Origin of the sequence: Pseudomonas sp. WJP1, from assembly GCF_028471945.1 — a bacterium.
In the GTDB taxonomy this organism is placed as follows: domain Bacteria; phylum Pseudomonadota; class Gammaproteobacteria; order Pseudomonadales; family Pseudomonadaceae; genus Aquipseudomonas.
This window is the reverse complement of sequence record NZ_CP110128.1, coordinates 791,965-818,166: the sequence shown is the minus strand read 5'-3', so window position 1 is coordinate 818,166 and position 26,202 is coordinate 791,965. Positions and strand designations below refer to the sequence as shown.

At 58.8% G+C, this 26,202-nt stretch carries 25 protein-coding genes and 3 tRNA genes; 4 read left to right on the top strand and 24 right to left on the bottom strand.

The annotated features are described in order from the left end of the window. The first annotated feature begins 214 nt into the window (after positions 1-214). Positions 215-1,210, top strand: a complete 996-nt coding sequence (gene cra / locus OH720_RS03655; protein ID WP_272604595.1) for a catabolite repressor/activator — start codon at positions 215-217, stop codon at positions 1,208-1,210. A gap of 3 nt (positions 1,211-1,213) precedes the next feature. Further along, positions 1,214-1,990: a TatD family hydrolase gene (locus OH720_RS03650; protein WP_272604594.1), complete on the top strand. Its 777-nt coding sequence runs from the start codon at positions 1,214-1,216 to the stop codon at positions 1,988-1,990. On the opposite strand, the gene OH720_RS03645 is transcribed toward OH720_RS03650, so the two are convergent. From OH720_RS03645 to OH720_RS03625, 5 genes are all read right to left on the bottom strand, one after another. After that, positions 1,991-2,380 carry a hypothetical protein gene (locus tag OH720_RS03645; protein WP_008057440.1) on the bottom strand — a complete coding sequence of 130 codons (390 nt, stop codon included), beginning with the start codon at positions 2,378-2,380 and terminating at the stop codon, positions 1,991-1,993. 120 nt (positions 2,381-2,500) lie between these two features. Then, entirely contained in the window at positions 2,501-3,205 is a 705-nt protein-coding gene (locus OH720_RS31775; RefSeq protein WP_401313791.1) for a methyl-accepting chemotaxis protein, read from the bottom strand. Between the two features lie 1,744 nt (positions 3,206-4,949). Then, entirely contained in the window at positions 4,950-5,786 is an 837-nt protein-coding gene (gene ampE / locus OH720_RS03635) for a regulatory signaling modulator protein AmpE (RefSeq protein WP_272604592.1), read from the bottom strand. Further along, positions 5,786-6,343 (bottom strand): 1,6-anhydro-N-acetylmuramyl-L-alanine amidase AmpD, encoded by a 558-nt coding sequence (ampD, locus tag OH720_RS03630; protein ID WP_272604591.1) that lies wholly within the window; start codon positions 6,341-6,343, stop codon positions 5,786-5,788. The genes ampE and ampD overlap by 1 nt, the downstream gene beginning before the upstream one ends. Positions 6,344-6,406: 63 nt before the next feature. Further along, on the bottom strand, positions 6,407-7,705 hold the full coding sequence (locus OH720_RS03625; protein WP_272604590.1) for a DUF1631 family protein: 1,299 nt from the start codon (positions 7,703-7,705) through the stop codon (positions 6,407-6,409). A 243-nt stretch (positions 7,706-7,948) separates the two neighbouring features. Here OH720_RS03625 and nadC point away from each other — a divergent pair, with 243 nt between their 5' ends. After that, positions 7,949-8,797, top strand: a complete 849-nt coding sequence (gene nadC, locus OH720_RS03620; RefSeq protein WP_008057434.1) for a carboxylating nicotinate-nucleotide diphosphorylase — start codon at positions 7,949-7,951, stop codon at positions 8,795-8,797. Positions 8,798-8,884: 87 nt separating this feature from the next. Here the strand turns inward: nadC and OH720_RS03615 are convergent, their stop codons facing one another. The 17 genes from OH720_RS03615 to rlmE all read right to left on the bottom strand — a co-directional run bounded on the left by OH720_RS03615 (position 8,885) and on the right by rlmE (position 24,873). Beyond that, on the bottom strand, positions 8,885-9,190 hold the full coding sequence (locus tag OH720_RS03615; RefSeq protein WP_272604589.1) for a DUF6388 family protein: 306 nt from the start codon (positions 9,188-9,190) through the stop codon (positions 8,885-8,887). Positions 9,191-9,324: 134 nt separating this feature from the next. Then, a tRNA-Thr gene (locus OH720_RS03610) sits at positions 9,325-9,400 on the bottom strand. A 153-nt stretch (positions 9,401-9,553) separates the two neighbouring features. Further along, on the bottom strand, positions 9,554-11,659 hold the full coding sequence (gene pnp / locus OH720_RS03605) for a polyribonucleotide nucleotidyltransferase (RefSeq protein ID WP_272604588.1): 2,106 nt from the start codon (positions 11,657-11,659) through the stop codon (positions 9,554-9,556). 209 nt (positions 11,660-11,868) lie between these two features. Further along, the gene (gene rpsO, locus OH720_RS03600; protein WP_011332409.1) at positions 11,869-12,138 is read right to left on the bottom strand and encodes a 30S ribosomal protein S15; all 270 of its coding nucleotides are present in this window, start codon (positions 12,136-12,138) and stop codon (positions 11,869-11,871) included. Positions 12,139-12,253: 115 nt separating this feature from the next. Then, a complete protein-coding gene (gene truB / locus OH720_RS03595) occupies positions 12,254-13,171 on the bottom strand; it encodes a tRNA pseudouridine(55) synthase TruB (RefSeq protein ID WP_020796537.1) in 918 nt (305 codons plus the stop codon). Between the two features lie 3 nt (positions 13,172-13,174). Continuing rightward, a complete protein-coding gene (gene rbfA / locus OH720_RS03590; RefSeq protein WP_008057429.1) occupies positions 13,175-13,576 on the bottom strand; it encodes a 30S ribosome-binding factor RbfA in 402 nt (133 codons plus the stop codon). A 159-nt stretch (positions 13,577-13,735) separates the two neighbouring features. Continuing rightward, positions 13,736-16,261, bottom strand: coding sequence for a translation initiation factor IF-2 (gene infB, locus OH720_RS03585; protein WP_272604587.1), 2,526 nt, complete (start codon positions 16,259-16,261; stop codon positions 13,736-13,738). Positions 16,262-16,288: 27 nt separating this feature from the next. Then, complete coding sequence (gene nusA / locus OH720_RS03580) at positions 16,289-17,770, bottom strand: transcription termination factor NusA (RefSeq protein ID WP_008057419.1); 1,482 nt, start codon at positions 17,768-17,770, stop codon at positions 16,289-16,291. 59 nt (positions 17,771-17,829) lie between these two features. Further along, positions 17,830-18,288, bottom strand: a complete 459-nt coding sequence (rimP, locus tag OH720_RS03575; RefSeq protein ID WP_007915250.1) for a ribosome maturation factor RimP — start codon at positions 18,286-18,288, stop codon at positions 17,830-17,832. A gap of 138 nt (positions 18,289-18,426) precedes the next feature. Next, positions 18,427-18,503, bottom strand: a tRNA-Met gene (locus tag OH720_RS03570). A gap of 97 nt (positions 18,504-18,600) precedes the next feature. Continuing rightward, positions 18,601-18,686 (bottom strand) — tRNA-Leu (locus tag OH720_RS03565). Between the two features lie 22 nt (positions 18,687-18,708). Then, positions 18,709-19,092, bottom strand: a complete 384-nt coding sequence (gene secG / locus OH720_RS03560; RefSeq protein ID WP_017336473.1) for a preprotein translocase subunit SecG — start codon at positions 19,090-19,092, stop codon at positions 18,709-18,711. A 4-nt stretch (positions 19,093-19,096) separates the two neighbouring features. Next, positions 19,097-19,852, bottom strand: a complete 756-nt coding sequence (gene tpiA, locus OH720_RS03555) for a triose-phosphate isomerase (protein ID WP_272604586.1) — start codon at positions 19,850-19,852, stop codon at positions 19,097-19,099. Positions 19,853-19,918: 66 nt separating this feature from the next. Continuing rightward, on the bottom strand, positions 19,919-21,256 hold the full coding sequence (gene glmM, locus OH720_RS03550; protein WP_272604585.1) for a phosphoglucosamine mutase: 1,338 nt from the start codon (positions 21,254-21,256) through the stop codon (positions 19,919-19,921). Between the two features lie 15 nt (positions 21,257-21,271). Next, entirely contained in the window at positions 21,272-22,123 is an 852-nt protein-coding gene (gene folP, locus OH720_RS03545) for a dihydropteroate synthase (RefSeq protein WP_272604584.1), read from the bottom strand. A gap of 8 nt (positions 22,124-22,131) precedes the next feature. Next, positions 22,132-24,042: an ATP-dependent zinc metalloprotease FtsH gene (gene ftsH, locus OH720_RS03540; protein ID WP_032831476.1), complete on the bottom strand. Its 1,911-nt coding sequence runs from the start codon at positions 24,040-24,042 to the stop codon at positions 22,132-22,134. Positions 24,043-24,243: 201 nt separating this feature from the next. After that, entirely contained in the window at positions 24,244-24,873 is a 630-nt protein-coding gene (gene rlmE, locus OH720_RS03535) for a 23S rRNA (uridine(2552)-2'-O)-methyltransferase RlmE (RefSeq protein ID WP_008057410.1), read from the bottom strand. Positions 24,874-24,974: 101 nt separating this feature from the next. Here rlmE and OH720_RS03530 point away from each other — a divergent pair, with 101 nt between their 5' ends. Beyond that, positions 24,975-25,283, top strand: coding sequence for a YhbY family RNA-binding protein (locus OH720_RS03530; protein WP_008057408.1), 309 nt, complete (start codon positions 24,975-24,977; stop codon positions 25,281-25,283). 9 nt (positions 25,284-25,292) lie between these two features. On the opposite strand, the gene OH720_RS03525 is transcribed toward OH720_RS03530, so the two are convergent. Beyond that, a complete protein-coding gene (locus OH720_RS03525) occupies positions 25,293-25,697 on the bottom strand; it encodes an MFS transporter (protein ID WP_272604583.1) in 405 nt (134 codons plus the stop codon). Between the two features lie 28 nt (positions 25,698-25,725). After that, positions 25,726-26,202, bottom strand: coding sequence for a transcription elongation factor GreA (gene greA / locus OH720_RS03520; protein WP_032831479.1), 477 nt, complete (start codon positions 26,200-26,202; stop codon positions 25,726-25,728).

The following is a 26,202-nucleotide window of genomic DNA, read 5'->3' as shown; positions in this document are numbered from 1 at the left end:
TCGGCGGTTTCACGGCAGATCCAGCCAAAGCAGCCATTAACGTAGAAAATACGCTTGCTGAATCGTTTAATCTAGAGTGATTGGCACGTTACTCGATAATGTTGCATCGTTGAAGTCCAACTTGTCGGATGCGTTGTGACCCAGGTCGCCTGCCTGAATCGGGTAGGATTGGTGAAAATGTCGAGGCAAGCTCGAAAAAACAAGGAATAGCGGGTTGAAACTCAGTGATATAGCCCAGCTGGCCGGTGTGTCCGTCACCACCGCCAGTTACGTCATCAATGGCAAGGCCGAACAGCAACGCATCAGCAGCGCCACCGTTGAGCGCGTGCGTGCGGTGGTCGAAGAACATGGTTTCACGCCTAACCCCCAGGCGGCCGGCCTGCGCAGTCGCCACACCCGAACCTTGGGCTTCATTCTGCCGGACCTGGAAAACCCCAGTTACGCGCGGATCGCCAAGCTCCTGGAACAAGGCGCCCGGGCGCGTGGCTACCAGCTGTTGATTGCCAGCTCCGACGATGCACCGGACAGTGAACGGCAACTGCTGCAACTGTTCCGCGCCCGCCGCTGTGACGCCCTGATCGTCGCCAGTTGCCTGCCGCCCGGTGACGATAGCTACCGCCAGCTGCAATCCAAAGGCATTCCGATCATCGCCATCGACCGGGTCATGGAGCCTGAATACTTCTGCTCGGTGATCAGCGACGACCGCGAGGCCAGCCTGCACCTGACCCAAAGCCTGCTTGATCCGTTGCCCAAACAGATCGCCTTGATCGGCGCCCGTCCCGAATTGAGCATCAGCCAGGAACGGGCCGCCGGCTTCAAGGAGGCCCTGGTCGGCTACGACGGCGAGGTGCTGATCGAACACGCTGATTCGTTCAGCCGTGAGTGTGGCAAGCAGTTGATGGAAGAACTGATCCAGCGCGTCGGGCATTTGCCCGAGGCACTGGTGACCACGTCCTATGTACTGCTGCAGGGTGTGTTCGATGCGTTGCACGACTTCCCGCTGAAAACCCGCCCGCTGCGCCTCGGCACATTTGGTGACACCCAGTTGCTGGATTTCCTGCCGCTGCCGGTGAACGCCATGGCACAGCAACACCAATTGATTGCCGACAAGGCCCTGGCACTCGCGCTGGCGGCCATTGAACAATCCGATTACCAACCCGGTGTACTGGCCATCGCGCGGACGTTCAAACAACGTATTCGCAAGGACTGAGCCATGGACCTGATCGACACCCACACCCACCTGGACTTCCCCGACTTCGACGCGGATCGTCAGGCGCTGATGGCCCAAAGCCGAGCGCTCGGGGTGCGGCAGATGGTGGTGCTGGGGGTTTACCAGGGCAATTGGCAGCGCGTCTGGGAACTGGTGCAAAGCGATCCCGACCTGCATGCGGCATTCGGTTTGCACCCGGTGTACCTGGAGGATCATCGCCCCGAACATCTGACCGAACTGGGCGACTGGTTGACGCGATTGGCCGGCCATCGCCAGCTGTGTGCGGTGGGCGAGATCGGCCTGGACTACTTCATCGAAACCCTGGACCGTGAACGCCAGCAAGCGTTGTTCGACGTGCAGTTGCAACTGGCGGTGGATTTCAATTTACCCGCCCTGATCCATGTGCGCCGCAGTCATGCGGCGGTGATTGCCACGCTCAAGCGTTTCAAATTGAAACGCGCCGGGATCATCCATGCCTTCGCGGGCAGCCAGGAAGAAGCGCGCGAATACATCAAACTCGGTTTCAAACTCGGTCTTGGAGGCGCTGCGACCTGGCCCCAGGCACTGCGCATGCACCGCGTGCTCGCCCGCTTGCCGCTGGAATCGGTGGTACTGGAAACCGACTCGCCGGACATGGCGCCCGCCATGTTCCCCGGCCAGCGCAACAGCCCGGTGCACTTGCCGGCGATCTGTGGGGCACTGGCGCAAATCATGTCGCTCGCCCCCGAACAGCTGGCCAGCGCCAGCAGCGCCAATGCCCGTGAATTGTTCAACTGGTAATTAGTCGACGTGGGCCTTGGCGGCCTCGAGAATCAGCGTCATGTGCTGACGCTGGCGAGCGAATCGAAGGGCAACGAAGTAGACGAAAATCGCCACCAGCGAAACATTCAGTTGCTCCACGACGCTGAGCATTCCGATCCATTCCAATACCAACGCCACCAGCAATGTGCTGCAAATCATGATCAGCAGGCTGGCCTTCAACATGGCCAACGAGTCCAGGGACTTGAAGCGCCTGATCTGTTTCGGATCGCACAGTTGCAGGGCTTTCTGACAGTGGGTACAGGTGAATGCTTCGTTGATTGCAATGGCATTGAGTTGCCAGGGCTTGAGCAATAGCGTGCGCTGGCAATGTGCACAGCGACCCTGGATACCAAGTGTTGCGACAGCCATAACCGTGCCTCCTCCATGCGGTCAGTGACGTGGATAATCCTTCATTGAAGACGAAAAACAAGAAGCCGCAGGAAAACAGGAGCTTTCCTGCGGGCATTGGGAAGGGGTACTACAGAGTTTTCAGACCCGGAACGCGCTGATCAACTGTTTGAGCTCCACCACCTGCGCCGACAGCGCGCGACTGGCATCCTCCGTCTGGTGCGCACCTTCGGCCGTGCGTTCGCCGGCACGATTGATCTCGACAATGTTCTGGTCGATATCGTGGGCCACGGCGGTCTGCTGTTCCACAGCCGCGGCAATCTGCTGATTCTGGTCGACGATCATGCCGACAGCCCCCAGGATATTATCCAGGGCCTTCTGGACCTTTTCCGACTGCCCTACCGTTCCGTTAGCCATCTCATGACTGACGCCCATCGCCTTGACCGCGGCCCCGACACCGCCGTGCAGCTTGGCGATCATCTGTTCGATCTCTTCGGTCGATTGCTGGGTGCGCTTGGCCAGGGTGCGGACTTCATCCGCCACCACCGCAAACCCGCGCCCCTGCTCACCCGCCCTGGCGGCCTCGATGGCGGCATTGAGTGCCAGCAAGTTGGTCTGTTCGGCGATGCTCTTGATCACTTCCAGCACACGACTGATTGACTGGCTGTCGCTGGCCAGCTGGTTGATCACCTGCACCGATTGATCGATTTCGCTGGCCAGGGCGGCGATGCTGCCCTGCTGCGACTCCACCAGCCCACGACCGCTCACCGTTTCGTCGTTGACGCTGTGGGCACTGCTGACGGCGGCGGCAGCACTGCGCGCCACCTCAAGGGAGGTGGCCGACATCTGGTTCATCGCCGTGGCAACCTGCTCGATCTGCGAGCGCTGCCCGGCCACGGCCTGGTTGCTTTGCGCCGAGACACTCTCGACTTGTCCGGCCTGGCGCTCGACCTCGCCGACGGTTTGCCCGACACGCTCGATCAAGTCATGGATCTGTTTCACGGTGCCGTTGAACACCTCGCCCAACTCGCCCAGCTCATCGCGACTATGGGCGTTGAAAGTGACCGTCATGTCGCCGGCCGCCACTTTATCCATGACCTCGCCAAGACGCTTGAGGGTGGTGCGGGTCGAGGCGTAGAAGCCGCCGTACAGGTAAAAGATCAGCACAAACACCACCGACAGTGCCACGGCTTGCAAAATCATGTGCGTGCGGTTCTGTTCCAGGCGCTGTTGCAACTGCGTGCCGAGAAATTTCAAGGTGGCTTCATTGAGTTGATAGGTTTGGCCCATCAGCGCCGAGACCTGATCGTAAAAGGCCTGCCACGGTGCATCGAGCGTGTCGGCCATCACCACCTGTTCTTCGAACAGCTCACTGGCCTTTTTCAACGAGACCTTGCTGCTGTCAGCCTGGGCAGCCAGGGTTTCGCGCGCGGCGTGGCTCGAGCCCGTTGCGTCCTGCAGTTTCAAGCCGTACTCGGCATGGAGCTTGTCGATTTGTGCCAGCAACTCATCGAAACGCGTGCTCGACGACGAATTGAGAAACCCCTGGCCCAGGGAAGAGGCGCCCAATGCGCGCCCTTCGCCGAGCATCTGGGTGATGCGCGGCGTGACGTTGGTGACGAGTTCGCTCAGCTGGCGCATGTCACTCTGGCTGTCGTGGCTCAGGCCGGCCTGGCTGGCGATGATCTGGCCGAAAACTTGCGCATTGCCGAGCAGTTTGCCGATCAGCGCACTTTTGCTTTGCAGGGACTTTTCCGTTTGTTGAGCTTTGAACGCGTTGATCATTTCATCGCGCTTGGCATTGAACAGCACGATCTGCTCGGGATCGCGGGCCATCGCCGTCAACCCCTGCAAGCGTGCCAGGACACCTTGTTCAAGGGTACTAATCTGCGTCTCGACATTCCCCGCCTTGCCCGACTGGCCCAGGGCGACGTTGATCTGGACAAGATTGTTCAGGGTTTCCAGATCACGCCGTAACGCGAGGCTGCTGCCCAACAGGTCCAGGCTCTGCAGTTCGACCCGGGTGCCCTGGAACTCGCGATATGAATCACGTACCAGGTAGAAGTTGGTTACCAGCATCGGCACCAGGAACAGTACGCTGATCAGGCTGAACTTCATGCCGAAGCTCAGGCGGTTCATCAGTGCGACGGCGGGATAGAGCAAGCTCTTCACTGGAAGTCTCCCTTGGATTTCTTATTTTTATTGGCGAGCGCAGCGAGAAAGCAGATAGCCAGTATTCGGCGCTAGCTCTGTATAGCGTAAATCAGGGGAGTGTTTTGTAACTTAAGGTTAACGGAATGCAAAATCTGTGGAGGGTGGCATGACCGACACCCCCCTTCGTCTGGTTCGCCTGTAGGAGCGAGCGGGCGGCGATCCGACTTGCCCGCGAAGAACGATTACGCGGTGCGACAGATACACCGCGGCGCCTGGTTCGCCGGCAAGCCTGGCTCCTACAGGCGAAGAACGATGACACGGTGCGAAAGATACACCGCAGCGCCTGGTTCGCCGGCAAGCCTGGCTCCTACAAGGCGAAGAAATGACGCGGTGCTACAGGTACACCGCAACGGCCGATTTGCCGGCAAGCCGGCCCCTACGGCAGAACCGTCCACAACGCAAAACCCGCATACCAGAGCACTGCCGCCCGCAGTAGCAACTCCCAGATACGGTCGAGATTATGGATGCCTTCGGGCCCTACCACCGGGGCTGGAATTTCACCGGCTACCAGTCCGACCTTTTCGATCAATTGGGCAGCGCTGATGTTCCAGTTCAACAGCTCGTGCAACATCACCCGGCTGACCGCGACAAAGTTGCCGACCAGGGCAAAGCTCGCTGCCAACAGGCGCACCGGGACCCAGTCGAATGCATGCCGCAGTTGCGCGGCGCGCACGACCACGGCCGGGTTTTGCCCGTGCTCTTCGGCCAGGGCCAGCAATCGATAACTTAGCGCAGCGACCGGCCCCAGCAGGAAGTACCAGAAAATTATCGCGAAAAAGCTCTGGTAGGCCTCCCACAGCAAATGCCCTTCGACCCGCTCCAGCAGTTGCTCGGCATTGTCGGCGCAGATGTCCAGATCACGCTTGGCCACATGAGCCGCCGCTTGCAGGTCTTCACGACGCCAGGCATCGCGGAAGGGCCCGAGAGCGCCCAGCAGATCACCGCGCCCCAGACTGTAGATGACCACCAGCAAATGCACCGGCAGCGCCAATAGACCGTAGGCTACAGGGTCGAGCACCACCAGCAGCAAGCCCAGCACTGCCACTGGGAACAACACCAGCACAGCCAGGACCAGCCACGGACGCTTCACCAGACGCGGGCTGAGTTCAAGCTTGTTCAGTTCCCGAACCCAGCCACCGTCGTGTTGAACCCGGTGGCGCAGGGCCGAAAATTTCTCGATCCACACTGCCAACAGCAGCACCAGAAAACTCATTATCCTTCCTCTTGTGCCAAGGCTGCGCGAAAGCGTGTCCAGTCGAACGCGGGTCCCGGATCGGTCTTGCGTCCAGGGGCGATATCGCTGTGCCCACAGATGCGTTGCGTGGTGATGGCTGGAAACGCCGATTGCAACTTCCGGGTCAGGGTCGTCAACGCTCGATATTGCGCATCGTCGAATGGCAGATCATCCGTGCCTTCGAGTTCGATGCCTATGGAAAAATCGTTACAGGTTTCCCGCCCTTCAAAACTCGAAACGCCCGCATGCCAGGCGCGCTCAAGGCATGAGACAAACTGGGTGACGGTGCCATCACGCTCGATCAGAAAATGCGCAGACACCCGCAGGTCGGCGATCCCTTCAAAGTAGGGATGCTCGGTGACATCCAGGCGGTTCTGGAAGAATTCCTGCACCTTACCCGTCTTGAACTGCGCTGGCGGCAGGCTGATGTTGTGGATCACCAACAGGGAAATTTCGCCCTCGGGGCGCGCATTGAAGTTGGGCGAGGGGCATAAATGCACGCCTTTGCACCAACCGCTCGCAGGGTCCAGCTGCATACAGTTTCCTTCAACGACGACTGTGTTGGCGCCCAGTATGCCGCGATAGCCCATCGGGAGCGATCACTTGACGCGATTGAGACGCTGCACGTCGGGCAAGCGAGCAGTGTCGCAGGGACCGTCCTCAGCCGCTGACAGAAGGAATGGCTCCAAAACCTCGACCACCATCGTCGCACTTGCTGGCGGATGCCCCGGATGCTCGAGCAATTGAACGTGCAAGCGCTCCAGCTCGCTGAAAAACGCGCGGGTGGCAAACGGATCAAACGCCGAACTGCCCAGCCCCTCGCGCAATGACTTGAGCAACCCCGGAACCATCGTCAACAAATGCTCACGAGCATCGGGCGAGTCATGACGCCGGACGCTCCAGATCAATTGCTCCATGGTCTGCACATCAGCCTGCCACTGCATCGACAGATGGCCATGCTTGAGGCAGGTCAGTAACAACACGTTGCTCCAGGCCTCGTGCACGAACGCAAGCACACTGTGGGGCAATCTCTTGCCCAGTAGTGCCTGATTCAACGCCTGCTCGACTTGCTGGCGGGCCACAGAGGTCTGGGCACACTCTTCTTCGGCATCACGAATCCGCTGCTCCAGCAGTTCGCTGCGACGGCGTTCGTCAGGAGGAAGCGCACCAGCTGCTTTGTTATCCATCGTGTCGCTTGTAGGGGGAGGCGCGAGGCCGGGCAATACGCCGGTGGCGATCAACAGTTGGTTGGCCTGGGCGTAAAGCTGGCCAGCGCCACTGAGCACATAGCGATCGAACAGCTGGAGGATGATCAGCTTGACCTCGATGTCCACGCCCAGATGGCGCGCGGCCGCCAGGAAGCACTTGCAGAGCACCGTCGGCCCCAGGGGATTGTGCTGCTCGATCAGCGTCCTGCCCAACAACGTACTGAGGCGGGCGGTGAGTTGATCAAGGGCGAAGCCGTCGCGGTAGAGCGTCTTGTTGACCATCGCTTGAACGGCCAGGTTGCGCTCAGGCCCGTCATCCCGCGGCGCAGCGCTGGCATTGGCAGACAATGAGCGAGGCAGGACCCTGTAAGCGAGGTCGCATTGGCCGAGGTTGATGAACGCCTTGAACAATTGCTCGAAAAACAATCGTTCGATACTTTTTCGCTTCAAGCGCAAGTCGCGCATCGCTTCAAAGAAAAGGTTCTGCTCGGCATCATCGAGTGCCTGGTCGGCCATTTCGAAGAGGGTACCGTCGGCATTATCAAACAGCGCCTGCAAGCCCTGCCTGAGCTGTTGCGTAGCTTTGTCGCGAACCTGCAGCACAATGACAGGCAAGCGGGCGAGTGGCGGTTGCGTCGCCTGGTCGCTGGCGACCCTGCGCAAAGGCACTACATTCCCGTCGTTGTGCATCCAGCCTCCTGAAATTCTCAGCCGTCAAAGTCATGACGTCAAATCCAAGGCGAATTATCGGGTAAAGGGAGCCCTTGCGCCACCCCGGTGCGCACTGAGCTGGAAAAGGAGGCGACTCCTGAATGTCGATCACACACGCAATCGACCAAATGCAGGCTTCAGAACACTGGGATCTGTGCTGACGCCTTGGGTTGCTCAGTACCATGGCCCTATAATCGAGGCACTTTGTTTGTGGAGTGCCTTATGCCGAATCTACGTCTCGCCGACTTGAACGCCGAAATCGAAGCCAACGTGCGCCGCGCGTTGCGCGAAGACATCGGCAGCGGCGACATCACCGCACAGCTGATCCCGGCCGAACGCCTGGCCAAAGCCACCATCATCACCCGCGACGCTGCCGTCATCTGTGGCACAGCGTGGGTGGATAACGTGTTTCGCCAGCTGGACCCACGAGTTGCGGTGCATTGGCAGGTCGCCGATGGCGAGCGGGTCAAGCCCAACCAGGTGTTGTTCCACCTCGAAGGGCCGGCCCGTTCGCTGCTGACGGGCGAACGTAGCGCGCTGAACTTCCTGCAAATGCTCTCCGGCGTCGCCACTCGCGCGCAGCAACTGGCAGACTTCGTTGCACAAACCCAGGTGAAACTGCTCGACACCCGCAAGACCCTGCCGGGGCTGCGCCTGGCGCAGAAGTACGCCGTGACCTGCGGCGGTTGCCACAACCACCGCATCGGCCTGTATGACGCCTTCCTGATCAAGGAAAACCATATCGCCGCCAGCGGTGGCATTCCGCAGGCCATCGCCGCCGCACACAAGATTGCACCTGGCAAGCCGGTAGAGATCGAAGTGGAAAGCCTGGATGAGCTCAAGGAAGCCCTGGAGGCAGGTGCCGACATCATCATGCTGGACGAGCTGAGCCTGGATGACATGCGCGAAGCCGTACGCCTGAACAACGGCAAGGCAAAGCTGGAGGCCAGCGGCGGGATCAACGAAAGCACGTTGCTGCCGATTGCCGAAACCGGGGTGGATTACATTTCGATTGGTGCGATGACCAAGGATGTGAAGGCTGTCGATCTGTCGATGCGACTGAGCCTCTGATAACGCCTGTAGGAGCACGGCTTGCCGGCGATGGCAATCTGAAGGACGCTATCGCCGGCAAGCCGTGCTCCTACAAGAGCGCTTTTGTCAGACCACCAGATTGTTCATCTCGCAGTACTCCTCCCACTCAACACCCAGCACCTCGGCTGCTTCCCTGTGCAGCTCCAGGCGCTTTGCCTCGTATTCTTCCGGGGTCGAGGTGTACTTGAGCGTCAGCTCCCACGGCTGCAAGCCCTGGGCTTCAGCTTCATCCTCGAACGCCCATTGGATCTGGTCCTTCTGATCTTCGGGTGGCAAGTCCTTGATCTCTTCCAGCAAATGGGGCACGTCCAGCACGTACTTCTTGAGGGCTTCTTCGTGTCTGGCTTCTTGAGTCAGTTCTTTAACGGTCATGGCGTTCTCGTTGATCTGGGGAATGGAAGATGGATCTGGATCATCAAGGATCTCTCTGACGCAAAAAAACCGCTTGAAGCCCGGCTTTTCTGGCCTTCAGAACCATTCGGGATCATCTGAAAACAACGTGTCGCTGGTGCCCGAGACAGGAATCGAACCTGCGACCTTCGCGTTACGAGTGCGCTGCTCTACCGACTGAGCTACACGGGCAGTGGGCTAAACCTAGCACTGACCATGGGGTCAGGCAACTTCGAACACCGTTAAAATCAAAAGATTACGGCCTGCGATCTTTTGACGTTTGCGTACACAAAAAAAATGCCCCGCCGTTTTCACGGCGGGGCATCGATCAGGCGCGGCGGGTGATTAAACGCCCGAGGCCTTGGCTGCTGCTACGTCCTTGATGGACAGCTTGATACGGCCGCGGTTGTCCACGTCCAGTACCAGCACTTCCACTTCCTGGCCTTCTTTCAGGATGTCGGTCACTTTCTCGACGCGAGCATCGCTCAGCATGGAGATGTGAACCAGGCCGTCCTTGCCAGGCAGGATGTTGACGAATGCGCCGAAGTCGACGATGCGTTCAACTTTACCCACGTAGATCTTGCCGATTTCGGCTTCAGCGGTGATACCCAGAACGCGCTGACGTGCAGCTTCTGCAGCTTCCTTGGTTTCGCCGAAGATCTTGATCGAGCCGTCGTCTTCGATGTCGATCGAAGCCTTGGTCTCTTCACAGATCGCACGAATGGTCGCGCCGCCTTTACCGATGACATCACGGATTTTGTCGGTGTCGATTTTCATCGCGATCATGGTAGGAGCGTTGGCCGACAGTTCGGTACGCGACTGGCCAATGATCTGGTTCATCTGGCCGAGGATGTTCAGGCGCGCTTCCAGGGCTTGGCCCAGGGCGATTTCCATGATCTCTTCGGTGATGCCCTTGATCTTGATGTCCATCTGCAGCGCGGTCACACCTTTGGCCGTACCGGCTACCTTGAAGTCCATGTCGCCCAGGTGGTCTTCGTCACCGAGGATGTCGGTCAGGACGGCGAACTTCTCGCCCTCTTTAACCAGACCCATGGCGATACCGGCAACCGGCGCCTTCATCGGTACACCAGCGTCCATCAGCGCCAGGGAAGCGCCGCAAACGGAAGCCATCGAGCTCGAACCGTTGGATTCGGTGATTTCCGATACCACACGGATGGTGTACGGGAAGTCGGCAGCGGCAGGCAACATGGCCGAAACCGAACGACGGGCCAGACGGCCGTGACCGATTTCACGACGACCGGCGCCACCCATGCGACCACACTCGCCTACCGAGAACGGAGGGAAGTTGTAGTGCAGCATGAACGGGTCTTTCTTCTCGCCTTCCAGGGTGTCCAGCAGCTGTGCATCACGGGCAGTACCCAGAGTCGCGACTACCAGAGCCTGGGTTTCGCCACGGGTGAACAGAGCCGAACCGTGGGTTTTTGGCAGAACACCGACTTCGATGTTCAGCGGACGTACGGTCTTGGTGTCGCGACCGTCGATACGTGGCTTGCCGTTAACGATGTTTTCGCGAACGGTGCGGTATTCGATTTCGCCGAAAGCCGCTTTGACTTCGCTGGAAGAAGGCTGGCCTTCTTCACCGGACAGTTTGGCAACAACCTGATCCTTCAGCTCACCCAGGCGAGCGTAACGGTCAGCCTTGACGGTGATGGTGTAGGCCTGGGAGATCGCTTCGCCGAACTCGGCACGGATAGCGCCCAGCAGTTCGGTGGCTTCTGGCGCAGGAGCCCAGGTCCAGGTTGGCTTGGCAGCTTCAGCGGCCAGTTCTTTAACGGCGTTGATCACAACCTGGAACTCGTCGTGAGCGAACAGTACCGCGCCCAGCATCTGGTCTTCGGTCAGCTCTTTGGCTTCCGATTCAACCATCAGCACAGCGTCCGAAGTACCGGCAACGACCATGTCCAGGCTCGAAGCAGCTTGCTGCTCGTAAGTCGGGTTCAGCAGGTAGCCGGTGCTTTCGTGGAAGGCAACGCGGGCAGCGCCGATCGGGCCATCGAAAGGAATGCCGGAGATGGCCAGGGCAGCCGAGGTACCGATCATCGCAGCGATGTCCGGATCGGTCTTCTTGCTGGTGGACACGACGGTGCAGACAACCTGCACTTCGTTCATGAAGCCTTCAGGGAACAGCGGACGGATCGGACGGTCGATCAGTCGGGAAGTCAGGGTTTCTTTCTCGGAAGGACGGCCTTCGCGCTTGAAGAAACCGCCAGGGATCTTACCGGCAGCGTAAGTCTTTTCCTGGTAGTGAACGGACAGAGGGAAGAAACCCTTGCCTGGATCGGCTTGCTTGGCACCAACGACGGTCACCAATACGCTGACGTCGTCGTCAACGGTGACCAATACTGCGCCGGAGGCCTGACGGGCGATACGGCCAGTCTCGAGGGTAACGGTCGACTGACCGAACTGGAATTTTTTGATTACCGGGTTCACGGTGTCCTACCTTCTTTTGTGGCTCTTGGGGAAACTGGGTTCTTGCGAAATTCTTGGGCAACGCCGGGAATCGGCCCGACGGGTTGTCCTGGGTGCTCTTACACGGGCAAAACGAGTATCCAGATAAAACTTGAGGCTGGGAGCCTGCCATGCGCCCGCGGAAACCCGCTGACGCACGACAGACAACCAACCTCTAGCGCAATCGCTTATTAGCGACGCAGACCCAGGCGAGCGATCAGAGCGCTGTAACGGCTCACGTCCTTGCCTTTCAGGTAGTCCAGCAGCTTACGACGCTGGTTAACCATGCGGATCAGACCACGACGGGAGTGGTGGTCTTTACCGTTGGCCTTGAAGTGACCTTGCAGTTTGTTGATGTTGGCGGTCAGCAGTGCAACTTGCACTTCTGGCGAACCAGTGTCACCAACAGCTTGCTGGTAGTCAGCTACGATTTGAGCTTTTTCTTGAACGTCGAGAGCCATGTGGCAATCCTTTTATCAGGAAACTGTTTCAAAAACAGTTTCAACAGGCCAGGGACAAATCCCTGTATCTAAAAATGAGTAGTGACCGTGCCTGCTGACAGCCACACTCGTCCGGTCATTCTGACCGAATCAATCGACGTGGCGCGATGCGCCCGTCTTCGCTCACTTCACCGATACCGATGAAGCGACCATTGTGATCCTGTACCCGTACCATGCCGAACTTCGGGGCATCCGGGGCGCGTACCGGCTGGCCATTGAGCCAGTAGAACGCGCTCGCTTCCGAGAACTGCAACAGTGGCCAATCCAGCAGGCCGCTGTCCGATGGCATCAGGAAGCGGTCGACCGCCTCGTTGCCGCCTTCGGCATGTACCGCTTCCAGCTCTTCGAGGGTAACGGTCTGCGCCAGGGTGAATGGCCCGGCCTGGGTACGTCGCAGTTCTGCAACGTAAGCGCCACAACCGAGTTGCTCACCGATATCCTCCACCAGGGTGCGAATATAGGTGCCTTTGGTGCAATCCACCGCAAGCCGCGCAGTATCCCCTTCGAAGGCCAGCAATTCCAAGCGCGTAATAGTAACAGAACGCGGTTCGCGCTCCACTACTTCACCTGCACGGGCCAGCTTGTACAGGGGTTGCCCATCACGCTTGAGAGCCGAGTACATCGGCGGTATCTGACTGATTTGCCCACGAAATTGCGGCAACACAGCTTCGATATCGGCGCGACCAACGGTCACCGGGCGCTCCTGCAAAACCTCACCTTCGGCATCTGCCGTGGTGGTGGTCTTGCCCAGTTGCGCCAGGGTTTCGTAACCCTTGTCGGAATCGAGCAGGTATTGCGAGAACTTGGTGGCCTCACCGAAGCACAGCGGCAACACGCCGGTGGCCAGCGGATCGAGGCTGCCGGTGTGTCCGGCCTTCTCGGCGTTGAGCAACCAGCGGACCTTCTGCAAGGCGGCGTTGGAGGTGAACCCCAGCGGCTTGTCGAGCAGGATGATGCCGCTGACGTTACGACGGATACGTTTGACCTGAGCCACCGATTACTCCTTGGTGTCTTCGGCTTGTGCCGCAACCGAGTGCTGGTTGTCTTCAGCCACTGCGCGCTCGATCAAGGCCGACAGATGCGCACCGCGCACGACGCTTTCATCGTAGTGGAAGTGTAACTGCGGAACGCTGCGCAGCTTCATCTCGCGAGCCAGCTGCATGCGCAGGAAACCGGCGGCGGAGTTGAGCACCTTGATGCTTTGCGCGATGTCTTCGTGGCTGTCCTGACCCATAACGGTGATGAAGATCTTGGCGTGACCGACGTCACGGCTGACTTCCACAGCGGTAATGGTGACCAGGCCGACGCGCGGGTCTTTGACTTCACGACGGATCAGTTGTGCCAGCTCGCGCTGCATCTGATCGCCGATACGTTGGGTACGGCTGTATTCTTTTGCCATGTCTTGTTACCTGTTACTGCCCCACGGTGAAACCCGTGAGGTCTGAAAGCGGCAAACGCCCGGCCTGACAAAAGCCAGACCGGGCGTTGCGTTTAGAGTCCGGGCGATGCGCCGCGCAATTGCATGCGGCTGGCCATCACGGCTCTTGAAGTGCGCGAGTTAGAGGCTGCGAGCAACCTGGACCTTCTCGAAGACTTCGATCTTGTCACCGACCTTGACGTCGTTGTAGCTCTTCACGCCGATACCGCATTCCATGCCGGCACGTACTTCGGAAGCGTCATCCTTGAAGCGGCGCAGGGATTCCAGCTCGCCTTCGAAGATAACGATGTCTTCACGCAGTACACGGATTGGACGGTTACGGTGAACAACACCTTCGATCACCATGCAACCGGCGATCGCGCCAAACTTCGGCGAACGGAACACGTCACGCACTTCGGCGATGCCCAGGATGTTCTCGCGAACGTCGCTGCCGAGCATACCGGTCAGGGCTTTCTTGACGTCTTCGATGATGTCGTAGATCACGTTGTAGTAACGCATATCCAGACCTTCCTGCTCGACGATCTTGCGAGCGCCGGCATCGGCACGCACGTTGAAGCCGAACAGTACAGCGTTGGAAGCCAGTGCCAGGTTGGCGTCGGATTCGGTGATACCACCGACACCGCCACCGACCACGCGCACTTGCACTTCGTCGTTGCCCAGGCCGTTCAGGGCACCGTTCAACGCTTCCAGCGAACCACGGACGTCGGATTTGAGGACGATGTTGAGCGTCTTCTTCTCTTCCTGACCCATGTTTTCGAAGATGTTTTCCAGCTTGCCGGCGTGAGCGCGAGCCAGTTTGACTTCGCGGAACTTGCCTTGACGGAACAGAGCCACTTCACGGGCCTTCTTCTCGTCGGCAACCACGCTCATCTCGTCGCCAGCGTCCGGGGTACCGTCCAGGCCGAGGATCTCGACAGGGATGGCCGGACCGGCTTCCTTGATTGGCTTGCCGTTCTCGTCGAGCATGGCGCGAACACGGCCATAGTTCGAACCGACCAGGACCATGTCGCCCTGGCGCAGGGTACCGTCTTGAACCAGCACGGTAGCCACCGGACCGCGGCCCTTGTCGAGGCGGGATTCAACCACCACACCACGGCCAGGAGCCGATGGCGTTGCAGTCAGTTCCAGGACCTCGGCTTGCAGCAGTACCGCTTCGAGCAATTCGTCGACGCCAGTACCCATCTTCGCCGAAACCGGTACGAACGGAGTGTCACCACCCCACTCTTCCGACGTCACGCCGTGTACCGACAGTTCGCTACGGATGCGATCGAGGTCAGCACCTGGCTTGTCGATCTTGTTCACAGCGACAACCAGCGGAACGCCAGCAGCCTGGGCGTGCTGAACAGCTTCGATGGTTTGCGGCATTACGCCGTCGTCCGCTGCAACCACCAGGATCACAATGTCGGTCGCCTTGGCACCACGGGCACGCATTGCGGTAAACGCGGCGTGACCAGGGGTGTCGAGGAACGTCACCATGCCACGGTCGGTTTCAACGTGGTACGCACCGATGTGCTGGGTGATACCACCGGCTTCGCCAGCAGCTACCTTGGCACGACGGATGTAGTCGAGCAGGGAAGTCTTACCGTGGTCAACGTGGCCCATTACGGTCACGACCGGCGCACGGGAAACAGCCTCGCCTTCAAACTTCAGGGACTCGGCCAGGGAATCTTCCAGGGCGGTGTCGCTGACCAGGGTCACTTTGTGGCCCAGCTCTTCGGCAACCAGCTGGGCAGTTTCCTGGTCCAGTACCTGGTTGATGGTCGCTGGAGTACCCAGTTTGAACATGAACTTGATGATTTCAGCTGCCTTGACCGACATCTGCTGGGCCAGATCGCCCACAGTGATGGTCTCGCCGATCTTCACTTCGCGCACGACAGGGCCGGTAGGGCTCTGGAAACCGTGGGCGTTGCGCTTCTTCAGCTTGGCCTTGCCGCGACCACCACGACGGAAGCCATCGCTTTCTTCGTCGGTAGTACGTGGGGCAACGCGTGGCGCAGGCGCCTTTTCCTTGACCGAAGCACGATGCGGAGCGTTTTTGCGCTCGCCATCGCCGCCACCGCGACGATTGTTGTCGTCGGCACGTGGTTTGTCCGGACGACGCTGTTCGTCGCGCTTGCGGGCATCGGCTGCAGGTGCCGGAGCGGCTGCCACGACCGGCGCGCTTTCGCGCACAGGCTCGGCCACCGCAGCTGGCGCTGCAACAGGTTGGGCTGGGGCGGTCGGCGCAGCAGCTGGCTGGCGACGCGCTTCTTCTTCGGCGCGACGCTTGGCTTCTTCTTCAGCCTTCTGACGTGCAGCATTTTCTACTGCGCGACGTTCATCCAGTTCACGCTTGCGCTCGGCTTCGATTTCTTCCGGGCTGCGCTGTACGAAGACTTTCTTCTTGCGTACTTCAACGCTGATGCTCTTGCTGCCAGCAACACGCAGGGTGCTGGTGGTTTTACGCTGCAGCGTAATCTTGCGTGGTTCTTCCACTTTCGCCTTGTGGCTGCTCTTCAAGTGAGTCAGCAACGATTGCTTCTCACTGTCAGTCACACTTTCTTCGGCGGCGGTGTGCGGCAGACCTGCCTCACGCATCTGCTGCAACAGGCGCTCTACCGGTGTTTTGACCTCATCGGCCAGTTGTTTCACCGTGACTTGCGTCATGCATTTCTCTCCTCAGGCCGCGCCTAATTACTCGAACCAGTGGGCTCGGGCGGCCATGATCAACTTGCCGGCACGATCATCGTCAATGCCGTCGATGTCGAGCAGGTCGTCAATAGACTGCTCGGCCAGGTCTTCGCGGGTAATTACGCCGCGCACCGCCAGTTCCATCGCCAAATCCTTGTCCATACCCTCAAGCGAGAGCAGGTCTTCGGCCGGATGGGCGTCTGCCAGCTTTTCCTCAGTAGCGATGGCTTTGGTCAACAAACGATCCTTGGCACGAGCGCGAAGCTCGTTGACGGTGTCTTCGTCAAAGCCGTCGATGTTGAGCATTTCTTCCAGCGGTACGTAGGCAATCTCTTCCAGGCTGGTGAAGCCTTCATCAACCAGCACCTGTGCCAGATCTTCGTCGACTTCCAGCTCGTCGATGAAGTTGCGCAGGATGTCGCCGGTTTCTGCTTGCTGTTTAGCCTGGATGTCCGATTCGGTCATCACGTTCAGGGTCCAGCCAGTCAACTGGCTGGCCAGACGCACGTTCTGACCACCACGACCAATGGCCTGAGCCAGATTGTCTGCGCCGACGGCGATGTCCATTGCATGGGCATCTTCGTCAACGATAATTGCCGCAACCTCGGCCGGGGACATGGCGTTGATCACGAACTGAGCCGGGTTGTCGTCCCACAGGACGATGTCCACACGCTCACCGCCCAACTCGCCCGACACTGCCTGGACGCGCGAACCGCGCATACCAATGCACGCGCCCTGCGGGTCGATGCGTTTGTCCTTGGAGCGTACGGCGATCTTGGCGCGCGAGCCCGGATCACGGGACGCAGCCATCACTTCGATCAGGCCTTCGGCAATTTCCGGCACTTCGATGCGGAACAACTCGATCAGCATTTCCGGCGCGGTACGCGACAGGATCAACTGCGGGCCGCGGTTCTCGGTGCGGATTTCCTTGAGCAGCGCACGCAAGCGCACGCCAACCCGGAAAGTTTCGCGAGAAATGATGTCTTCACGGGCCAGCAACGCCTCGGCGTTGTTACCCAGATCGACGATCACGTTGTCGCGGGTGACTTTTTTCACGGTGCCGGAGATGATTTCACCCAGGCGCTCGCGGTAAGCGTCAACAACCTGGGCGCGCTCGGCTTCGCGAACCTTCTGCACGATGACTTGCTTGGCAGTCTGTGCAGCGATACGGCCGAATTCGATGGACTCGATCTTCTCTTCGACGACATCGCCAACTTTGGCACCAGGATGCGTTTCAGCAACCTTGCTCGGCCAGGTTTCGATGGCCGGATCGTCCAGGTCGGCTTCTTCGACAACCGTCCAGCGACGGAAAGTCTCGTAGGCACCGGTGTGGCGGTTGATTTCCACACGCAGATCGACTTCGTCCTCGAAACGCTTTTTGGTAGCCGTGGCCAGAGCGAGCTCCAGCGCTTCAAAAATTACGTTAGCCGGTACGCCCTTTTCATTGGATACCGACTCAACAACCAGCAGTACTTCTTTGCTCATCGTACGCCTCGCCTTTCGCAAGCCATTGGATCCGCGGGATCCGCAGTATCTGGCACGCCTCAGTCAAAACTGGGAATAATGTTGGCCTTGTCGATCATATCGATCGGCAACAGGAACTCATGGTCATCTACCTGCACCACGACGTCCTGCTCTTCTACACCGCGCAGAAGGCCCTGAAAGTTGCGTCGTCCTTCAAAAGGCGAGCGCAGCTTGATCTTCACTTGTTCACCGGCAAATTTTGCAAACTGCTCAAGAGTGAACAGCGGGCGTTCCATGCCTGGCGAGGAAACTTCGAGGGTGTATTCAACGGAGATTGGATCTTCAACATCCAGCACACCGCTGATCTGACGGCTGACGATGGCACAATCGTCCACCAACACACCGCCCTCTTTATCAATATAAACGCGCAACATCGAGTGACGACCCTGAGCCGAAAACTCGATACCCCAGCATTCATAGCCTAGGGCCACGACCACCGGGGCCAGCAAGGCCTGCAACTCTTCTAGCTTGCTCGACACCTGAACCCCCTCGTGCATGTATGTGCATGCTATGCAAAATAAAAAAATGGGCGAAGCGCCCATCCTTGAAACGCCGTCGAACAGCGGCGTTGGAAGTGTCCAGCTAACAAAAAGCCCCTGAAAAGGGGCTCCTTAAACTGGTTGCGGGGGCCGGATTTGAACCGACGACCTTCGGGTTATGAGCCCGACGAGCTACCAGACTGCTCCACCCCGCGACAAAGCTGGGGCGGAAGTATACGACCGAACCCCGACGGGGTCAATGTAACCTTCCACCTGCAAGAAAGCCCGCAACAGCGGGCTCTCCTGACTAATTGGTACCGAGAAGGGGACTCGAACCCCTACACCCTATGGGCACAACCACCTCAAGGTTGCGTGTCTACCAATTCCACCACCTCGGCAATACTACGTTTGAAACCCTTCTTACTTCTGCTCTTGAGCTGGAGGTACGTCAGTCGCTGGAGTAGCCGACTTTTGCTCTTGAAGCACCGGGACATCATCAGAAGCCGGTTGTTGCTTTGGAACTTCCAACACTGCCGGGTTTGGCAAACCTACTTGAGTCAGCTGGTGAGCTTTCTCTTTAGCAAAGTAACCTAACCCTAAGCTGGTTATGAAGAAACCTGCGGCAAGTATAGCAGTAAACTTACTAAGAAAGGTAGAGGAACCTTGGCTTCCGAACACAGTATTTGAAGCACCTGCTCCGAAAGACGCGCCAGCGTCCGCACCTTTACCCTGCTGCAGCAAAACCAGAGCCACTACGCCCAATGCACCCAGCAGATGAAAAACGACTACGACTGTTTCCAGCATTTTTTCAGTTTCCCGCGGCGCGACAAATCGCACCGAACTCATCTGCATTCAGGGAAGCCCCACCAATGAGGCCCCCATCGATATCCGGCATGCCGAACAGTTCGACCGCATTGGCCGCCTTCACGCTGCCGCCGTATAGAAGCCGCACACCTTGTGCGACTTCAGAATTCTCTGCCGCCAACTGTGCGCGAATGGCTGCGTGCACATCCTGCGCCTGTTGCGGTGAAGCAGTCAGCCCGGTGCCAATGGCCCAGACCGGCTCGTAAGCGATTACTGCCTTTGCAAACACATCGACGCCCAGCTCTTCGATGATGCTACCCAGCTGCTGCGAAACGACCTCAAGGGTCTTCCCGGCTTCACGCTGCTCAAGGGTCTCCCCTATGCACAACACCGGAACCAGGCCACTTGCCTGAGCCGCTGCAAACTTGCGAACCAGCACTTCGTCCTGCTCGCCCATTAACTGGCGGCGTTCGGAGTGCCCGACAAGCACCAGGGAACAACCTGCATCCACCAACTGACTTGGCGAGACCTCACCGGTCAGTGCGCCTTGTCCGACTTCCACCGCAGAATTCTGCGCGCCGATCGAAACCGGCTTTCCTTTCAAGCCATCAACCACTTGGCTGATATGCAACAAAGGCGGGAATACCGCTACTTCAACACCGCTCGGCAAGGCCAAGTCACGTAGGCCGTTGATCAGCTCAGCGACGCTGGCGCGGGTACCGTGCATCTTCCAGTTACCAGCTACCATAGGGCGACGCATGCTGTACCTCGTCGGTCAAAGTGGGCGCAGATGTTACCCAACACAATCGAGGCTGGCAAGCCGAATTCAGGCAGAAACTTCAGTAACCAGTTTTGCCAGCTCTTCGGCGTAGGCGCGAACCTGCTTTTCGTCTTCGCCTTCGACCATTACACGCACCAGCGGCTCTGTCCCGGACTTGCGCAACAACACGCGCCCGCGACCCGCCATGGCCCGGGTGACACGCTCGCTGGCTTCCTTGACCGATGCATGCTCGAGCGGGTTTGCACCGCCACCGAAACGCACATTGATCAATACCTGAGGACACTTGCGCAACGCCTGACGCGCCTCTGCCAGCCCCTGTGAACGAGTCTGCAGCGCCATCAGCACCTGCAGCGCAGCGATGATCGCGTCACCGGTGGTGGTGTGATTGAAGCACACGATATGCCCCGAGTTCTCGCCACCCACCAGCCAGTTGCGCTCCAGCAGATCGGCGATCACATAACGGTCACCGACGTTGGCGCGCACAAAGGGAATCGCCAGGTCCGCCAGGGCGAGCTCCAGCCCCAGGTTGCTCATCAACGTGCCGACCACACCGCCTTGCAGCTTGCCTTGCTCATGCAGATCGCGAGCAATGATGTACAGCAGCTCATCGCCATCGACGACGGCACCGGTGTGATCAACCATCAGTACCCGATCGCCATCACCGTCGAACGCGATACCCAGGTCCGCATGCTCGGCCAACACGGCAGCCTGCAGTGGACCCATATGGGTCGAACCGCAGTTGTCGTTGATGTTCAGGCCATTGGGATGCGCGGACAGGACCACGACCTCGGCACCCAGCTCGCGGAACACGCTCGGCGCCACCTTGTACACGGCACCATGGGCGCAATCGATGACGATTTTCAGACCGGAAAAGCTGGTGCCAGTCGGCACGCTACTCTTGCAGAATTCGATATAGCGACCAGAGGCGTCGTTGATTCGCGAGACCTTGCCGATCTTGCTCGACTCAACCACGGTCATCGGGGTATCGAGCAGCTCTTCGATCATGTGCTCGATTTCATCGGGAAGCTTGGTGCCCTTCCCGGAGAAAAACTTGATGCCATTGTCGTCATGGGGATTGTGCGAAGCACTGATCACGATGCCGGCTTCAGCATGAAAGGTACGCGTCAGGTAGGCGATGGCCGGCGTCGGCATCGGGCCCAGGAGCATCACGTCGGCACCCGCCGACGTCAGCCCGGCCTCGAGTGCCGATTCGAACATGTACCCGGAAATCCGCGTGTCCTTGCCGACCAGTACCTTGCAAGCGCCCATCTTGCGAAACGCCATGCCGGCAGCCCAGCCCAGCTTGAGCATGAAGTCAGGAGTGATCGGATACACGCCGACCCGACCGCGAATGCCGTCGGTGCCAAAATATTTTTTAGTCATAAGTACTCCATATTCTTATTCGGCTGATTCCACTGCGGCGATCATCTTCACCACATCAACTGTTTCAGCTACGTCATGGACACGCAATATACGCGCGCCCTTGTGCGCTGCCAGCGCCGCGAGGGCAAGACCGCCATACAGGCGCTCACCCACGGGGCGACTCAACGCCTGGCCGATCATGCTCTTTCGCGACACCCCAACCAACAACGGGCGCCCCAAGGCATGCAAGGCTTCCATGTGCTTGAACAAGCTTAGATTGTGCTGCAGGTTTTTTGCGAAGCCAAAACCCGGATCGAGAATGATCCGGTCAGCTGTAATCCCCACCGCGGCGCATTGAACCATGCGTTCGGCAAGAAACTCGCCCACCTCTTGGGTGACGTCCTGGTAGTGCGGGCTGTCCTGCATGTCACCCGGCTCACCGAGCATATGCATGAGGCAAACGGGCAAGCCGGTAGCCGCTGCCGCATCCAGCGCACCTTCGCGACGCAACGAGCGCACGTCGTTGATCAGGCCCGCCCCCAGTCGCGCCGCTTCGCGCATGACGACGGGGGTGGAGGTATCAACCGAGATGATTACATCCAGCTCACGGTGGATCCGCTCGACGATCGGCGCCACGCGCTCGAGCTCTTCGAGCGGTGAAACCGCCCTGGCGCCCGGGCGCGTGGACTCGCCGCCGACATCGATCAATGTGGCGCCCGCCGCGACCATGGCCTCGGCATGGCGCAACGCCGCATCGAGCTGGCTGAACTGACCACCATCGGAGAAAGAGTCGGGAGTGACATTGAGAATGCCCATGACATGCGTCTGGGCCAAATCAAGAACCCGGTTGCCGCAAGGCAACCGGGTCGAGGACTGAACAAAAGTCATTTCAAACCTTAAACGTCAGCAGCGGGACCGCCGATAGGTGTTTCCGGACGTTCACCCTGCACCGCTGGAGGCGTACCGGACGTACCCGTACCACCCGACCAGTCGCGAGGCTCGCGCGGTGTGCGTCCAGCCATGATGTCGTCGATCTGCTCTGCATCGATGGTTTCATACTTCATCAGGGCATCGGCCATGGCGTCGAGCTTGTCACGGTTGTCCGTGAGGATCTGCTTGGCGGTGCCGTAGCACTGGTCGATGATGCTGCGCACCTCGGAGTCGATCAGCTTGGCTGTCTCACCGGAGAAACTTGCAGCCTGGCCACCGCCGCCGCGACCGAGGAACACTTCACCTTCCTCTTCAGCGTACATCAGCGGACCGAGTTTTTCGGAAAGACCCCACTTGGTCACCATGTTCCGTGCAATCTGGCTGGCGCGCATGATGTCGTTGGACGCACCGGTGGTGACGCCATCGAAGCCCAAGGTCATTTCTTCGGCGATACGGCCACCGTAGAGCGAGCAGATCTGGCTGATCAGCGCGCGCTTGGACAGGCTGTAGCGATCTTCTTCCGGCAGGAACATGGTCACGCCCAGCGCACGACCGCGCGGGATGATCGAGACCTTGTACACTGGATCATGCTCAGGCACGACGCGACCGACAATGGCGTGACCAGCTTCGTGATAAGCGGTGTTCTGTTTCTCTTTCTCGGACATAACCATGGATTTGCGCTCGGCGCCCATCATGATCTTGTCCTTGGCCAGTTCGAACTCTTTCATTTCGACGATGCGCTTGCCGGCACGGGCAGCGAACAACGAAGCTTCGTTGACCAGGTTGGCCAGGTCGGCACCGGAGAAACCAGGCGTACCACGAGCGATCACCGCCGGAGCGACGTCATCACCCATTGGCACTTTGCGCATGTGGACCTTGAGAATCTGTTCGCGACCACGGATATCCGGCAGACCGACCACGACCTGACGGTCGAAACGGCCCGGACGCAGCAGCGCAGGGTCCAGTACGTCTGGACGGTTGGTCGCGGCGATCACGATGATGCCGTCGTTCATTTCGAAACCGTCCATCTCCACCAGCAACTGGTTGAGAGTCTGCTCGCGTTCGTCGTGACCACCACCCATGCCAGCACCACGGTGGCGACCGACGGCGTCGATTTCATCGATGAAGATGATGCATGGTGCGTGTTTCTTGGCCTGCTCGAACATGTCGCGAACACGGCTGGCACCGACACCGACGAACATCTCGACGAAATCGGAACCGGAAATGGTAAAGAAAGGCACCTTGGCTTCGCCGGCAATCGCCTTGGCCAACAGGGTTTTACCGGTACCCGGAGGACCGACCATCAGCACGCCGCGAGGAATGCGGCCGCCCAGGCGCTGGAACTTGCCAGGATCACGCAGGAACTCGACCAGCTCACCCACTTCTTCCTTGGCTTCGTCGCAACCGGCAACGTCTGCCAGGGTGGTTTTCACCTGATCTTCGGAGAGCAGGCGCGCCTTGCTCTTGCCGAAGCTCATCGGCCCGCCCTTGCCACCAGCACCGCCCTGCATCTGCCGCATGAAGAACATGAACACGGCGATGATCACCAGGATCGGGAAGCTCGCAACCAGGAGCTGGGTCCAGATGCTTTGCTGTTCAGGCTGCTTGCCTTCGACCACGACATGGTTGTCCACCAGGTCGCCGATCAGGCCATTGTCCTGGATCGCCGGACGAATGGTCTTGAAGCTGTCGCCATCGTTGCGCTTGCCGGTAATCACGTAGCCATCAACCGCCACGCGCTCGACCTTGCCATCCTTGACCTGCTGGATGAAGTCGGAATAGTTGAGGGTCTGCGGCTCGTTAGGGCTGGAGAAGTTGTTCATCACTGTCACCAGGACAGCCGCGATGATCAACCACAGGATCAGATTCTTTGCCATATCGTTCAATTAACTACCCTCTGAAGCAAGCGCCGCTGTTGGCGCGCGCTTCGCATGATATTCACCGGCCTAACTTACTACATTACCTACAACTCTGGCAGGCGCCGTCTGTAACCCTTTGTGAAACACTTCCTACACAATATTCGCAATTTCCCACAGGGCGAAATACGAAATTCCTATCGCCCCGCAAAAAAAACCGCTTTATTCACTCCGGCCGCGGTAGCCCCAAGCCAGCATGTATTGCTCGCGGGAACTGCCACGGGAAGAGTCCGGCTTGATCATCTGGACCTTGTCGAATTTCTGACGAGCGTCCTTCACGTAAGCATCAAACCCTTCGCCCTGAAAAACCTTGATCACGAAATTACCACCCGGCTTGAGTATCCGGGCCGCCAGATCAAGCGCCAGCTCGCAAAGAAACATGGCTTTGGGCATATCTACGGCAGGCGTACCACTCATATTGGGGGCCATATCGGAAATCACAAGGTCCACCGGCGAATTACCCACGGCGTCCAGGATCTGAGCGAGCACTTCGTCCTGGGTGAAGTCACCCTGGATGAAAGTCACGTCCGGAATGCTGTCCATTTCCAGGATGTCCGAGGCGATCAGGCGCCCCTGCCCACCGATCAGCCGGCTAGTGACCTGCGACCAGCCACCGGGCGCCGCCCCCAGGTCGACAACGGTCATACCCGGACGGATCAGCTTGTATTTCTCCTGGACCTCCAGAAGCTTGTAACTCGCACGCGAGCGGTAGCCATCCTTCTGCGCCTGCTTCACATAGGGATCATTGACATGTCTTTTCAGCCAACCAAGGCTTGTCTTGGAACGCGCCATTGGGCACCTCGATGATAAGGGTCGTGATTAGTTGGGCGGATCCACGAACCCTCGGGTAAAATGGCCGCCATTTTACAGAATCCAGACGAAAGGGTCAGATTATGCCGCTCACTCAAGAGCAGAAGAAACAGTACAAATCCATTGGCCACCATCTGAAACCAGTATTGATTGTGGCTGACAACGGTTTGACTGAAGGTGTGTTAGCCGAACTTGAACGCGCTTTGGCGGATCACGAGCTGATCAAGATCAAGCTCAACATCCTCGATCGCGAATCGCGCCTGGCAAACATTGCCGAGCTGTGCAAGGTTGGTAAAGCGGATCTGGTTCAGGTCATCGGCAAGATGGCACTGATTTACCGCAAGAACTTCAGCGTCAACAAGCAGCTGTCGAACGTCCATCGCTTCAAGTGATGACAAGGGTCAAGGGTGTGCTTCGCGCACCCTGCCACTCCATCCAGGCACCGGTTGCATGACCAGGACCAGCCCCGAGAACCCCAGGACCAGATAGCTGAACACCTGCCAGCGCTGCGCATTCGGCCAGCCGATACCCACGACGACAAACATCGCACAGGCGCACAACGCGATCAGCAGAACCTGCCCACGAAAATCCCGCCATAGACTGGCAAGGCCCTTGGCCTGTACCAGCACCAAAGCCTGAAAGATCACGCACACGGTGGCAAACCCCACCACCATGGTCTCGAACATGCCGGCGATCTCTTCGATCAGCAACGGCGCCAGGCCAATTCGGCCCAACACCGGCTGCAAACCAAGATGCACCAGCCACAGACCGCCGACCCACAACATCTGGGCCAGCTGCCAGAGCATGGCGCCCGCATTCAGCGGGCGCCTTACTTCAGATGTGACGGACTTCGACAATCTCGTACTCGATAACGCCACCAGGCGTTTTGACGACGACCACATCACCCTCTTCCTTGCCGATCAAGGCTCGGGCCAAGGGTGAACCGACCGAAATCTTGCCGAGTTTGAAGTCAGCCTCATCCTCACCCACGATGTGGTAAGTGACGCTTTCATCAGTCTCGACGTTGGCGATTTCGACGGTGGTGCCGAAGATAACCTTGCCAGTGTGAGGAATGGTTGTGACGTCGATGATGACCTGATTCTGAATCCGGCCTTCGATGTCACGAATCCGCGCCTCGACCATACCCTGCTGCTCGCGGGCAGCGTGGTATTCGGCGTTTTCCTTCAAGTCACCCAACTCGCGGGCCGTACCGATGTCCTGGCTGAGCTTCGGACGAACGACCTTGGTCAGGTGAGCATGTTCTTCTTCCAGGGCGCGAGCGCCCTGAACGGTCATCGGGTACTTCGTTAT